This window comes from Shewanella sp. CG12_big_fil_rev_8_21_14_0_65_47_15 (assembly GCF_002783505.1).
Lineage (GTDB): Bacteria > Pseudomonadota > Gammaproteobacteria > Enterobacterales > Shewanellaceae > Shewanella.
This window is the reverse complement of record NZ_PFGL01000020.1, coordinates 51,128-53,755: the sequence shown is the minus strand read 5'-3', so window position 1 is coordinate 53,755 and position 2,628 is coordinate 51,128. Positions and strand designations below refer to the sequence as shown.

The following is a 2,628-nucleotide window of genomic DNA, read 5'->3' as shown; positions in this document are numbered from 1 at the left end:
CCCTGTTACCGCCGTGAAAGGGCGGTGTCCTAGGCCTCTAGACGAAGGGGACACAAGGACATATTAATTTGAACCTAATGCTCCCGCTTAATATCGGCGGTAAGTTTGGTGGAGCTAGACGGGATCGAACCGTCGACCTCTTGCATGCCATGCAAGCGCTCTCCCAGCTGAGCTATAGCCCCAAACTTATCAAACTACATTTAAGTGCACCGCAAACATTCGCTCGCCTGTGTCTCAACTGCGTGGCGCATTCTATGCAGCACACCTAAAAGTGTCAACTCGTTTTTTAGGAATTTATTCTATCTGCTACAAATTCAATCGCTTTGGATATTCTTTGCTCAGAACGGCTTCTTCCAATTAAAAATAACGTAATATCAAGGCCTGGTGACTGCCCTGCTCCAGTAACAGCAACGCGTAATGGCATACCAACTTTCCCCATTCCCACTTCTAATTCAGTCGCAGTATCTTCAATGGCCTGATGAATCGCCTCAACAGTCCACTCTGGTAATGCTGCTAACTTTTGCTGTACTAATTGTAATGGCTCGAGCGCTACACCACGTAAATGCTTTTTCGCCTGCTCTGCATCAAACTCAGCGAAGTCTTCATAGAAGTAGCGACTAGAGGCGGCTAACTCTTTTAAGGTCTTGGCGCGTTCGGCAAGCGCAGTGACGACGGCAGATAATGCAGGACCATTTGAGGTATCAATCTTTTGGTCGTCCATATGCCATTGTAAGTGGGTTGCCACATACTCAGGATCAAGCGTCTTAATATAGTGCTGGTTCAACCAAACCAGTTTATCGGTATTAAAGGCAGAAGGAGCCTTATTAATATCGTCTAACTTAAAGTATTGCTTCATTTCCTCGAGAGAGAAAACTTCTTGATCGCCATGTGACCAACCTAAACGCACTAAATAGTTGAGCAGCGCTTCGGGTAAATAGCCATCATCACGGTATTGCATGACGCTTACCGCGCCGTGGCGCTTAGATAACTTAGCGCCGTCATCCCCTAAAATCATCGATACATGAGCATATTCAGGAATAGGTGCACCAAGCGACTTAAGGATATTGATTTGGCGCGGCGTATTATTGATATGGTCTTCCCCACGCACCACACAAGTGATCCCCATATCCCAATCATCTACGACGACACAGAAGTTATAGGTAGGAACGCCATCGGTACGGGCAATAATAAGGTCATCTAACGTGTCGTTCGAAAACTCGATACGGCCACGTACATGATCATCAAATACCACAGAGCCGCCGATAGGGTTTTTAAAACGCACCACAAAAGGCTCATCATTCTCACCCGCTGACAGAACACGGGCAGGTAAATCGCGGCAGCAGCCATCGTATTTTTGCGCTTCGCCCTTGGCAGCTTGTGATTCTCTTAATGCATCAATACGTTCGCGTGAGCAATAACATTTATATGCTGTGCCCTGCTCTAACATTTGCGCGATGATCTCGTTATAACGATCAAAACGCTTAGTCTGATAGTATGGACCCTCGTCCCAAGTCAAACCTAACCAATTCATACCCTCTAAAATGGCATCGCAGGCAGCTTGAGTCGAACGTTCAATATCCGTATCTTCGATGCGTAATACAAACTCACCATTATTGGCGCGAGCTTGTAACCAAGAATAAAGTGCAGTTCGGGCACCGCCCACGTGCAAGAAACCAGTTGGACTAGGGGCAAAACGCGTCTTAGTTGTCATAGTGGGACACTAACCTATATAAAGTCGTCTAGATAAAGACAATCACAGTAAAAAGTGCGCTTATTCTAACAGTCAAAGTCTGCGCTGCAAATGGGCCATACAAGTCAGTATCATATATCTCATAAAATCGCCCTACCGAGCCGAGTTTCCTTTATACATCCTATCCACTGAAGAACCGTTCAAAATGCAGGCCAAAATACTGATAAACTTTCAACACCTTTATTAAGGTATTAAGCCATCTATGCTGCGATTAAACCAAGGGACTGAAATGTTGTAGGGTACGTTAACGGCTTAATAAAATAACACTTTGATTGATGGCGTGATTAACAATAAGCCAATGCGAACAAAAATAGCGCGACCAATGCTTTTTTCATTAAAAAGCGTTGACACTAGATCGAACCTCCCTATAATACGGCTCCACACAGCGAGGTCGATTAGCTCAGCTGGGAGAGCACCTCCCTTACAAGGAGGGGGTCACTGGTTCGAGCCCAGTATCGACCACCATAGCTTATTTAAATAATAATCTCATGGTTTACAAGCCGTTATATCCCAGGTCGCTTAGCTCAGCTGGGAGAGCACCTCCCTTACAAGGAGGGGGTCACTGGTTCGAGCCCAGTAGCGACCACCATATAACACTTTAACTGTAGTAAGTCATTCCCAGGTCGCTTAGCTCAGCTGGGAGAGCACCTCCCTTACAAGGAGGGGGTCACTGGTTCGAGCCCAGTAGCGACCACCATTCATCCGTTGAATAATGACTTAAAATTTGTGTATGCAAGAGTTCCCAGGTCGCTTAGCTCAGCTGGGAGAGCACCTCCCTTACAAGGAGGGGGTCACTGGTTCGAGCCCAGTAGCGACCACCATACTCTGCAATACCCAATTTATCCCAGGTCGCTTAGCTCAGCTGGGAGAGCACCTCC

The 2,628-nt window shown here is 46.5% G+C and carries 1 protein-coding gene and 6 tRNA genes (1 of these 7 running past the window's edge); 5 read left to right on the top strand and 2 right to left on the bottom strand.

Translation table 11 applies throughout. From position 1 onward, the window contains the following. Window positions 1–106: 106 nt before the first annotated feature. Window positions 107–182: transfer RNA gene (locus COW15_RS06105), tRNA-Ala, on the bottom strand. Window positions 183–286: 104 nt separating this feature from the next. Beyond that, window positions 287–1,711 carry a glutamate--tRNA ligase gene (gene gltX, locus COW15_RS06100; RefSeq protein WP_293630961.1) on the bottom strand — a complete coding sequence of 475 codons (1,425 nt, stop codon included), beginning with the start codon at window positions 1,709–1,711 and terminating at the stop codon, window positions 287–289. Between the two features lie 428 nt (window positions 1,712–2,139). Here gltX and COW15_RS06095 point away from each other — a divergent pair. The 5 genes from COW15_RS06095 to COW15_RS06075 all read left to right on the top strand — a co-directional run. Then, window positions 2,140–2,215: transfer RNA gene (locus COW15_RS06095), tRNA-Val, on the top strand. A 48-nt stretch (window positions 2,216–2,263) separates the two neighbouring features. Next, window positions 2,264–2,339: transfer RNA gene (locus tag COW15_RS06090), tRNA-Val, on the top strand. Between the two features lie 32 nt (window positions 2,340–2,371). After that, window positions 2,372–2,447, top strand: a tRNA-Val gene (locus tag COW15_RS06085). A gap of 48 nt (window positions 2,448–2,495) precedes the next feature. Beyond that, window positions 2,496–2,571: transfer RNA gene (locus tag COW15_RS06080), tRNA-Val, on the top strand. A gap of 26 nt (window positions 2,572–2,597) precedes the next feature. Beyond that, window positions 2,598–2,628, top strand: a tRNA-Val gene (locus tag COW15_RS06075) (it continues 78 nt past the right edge of the window).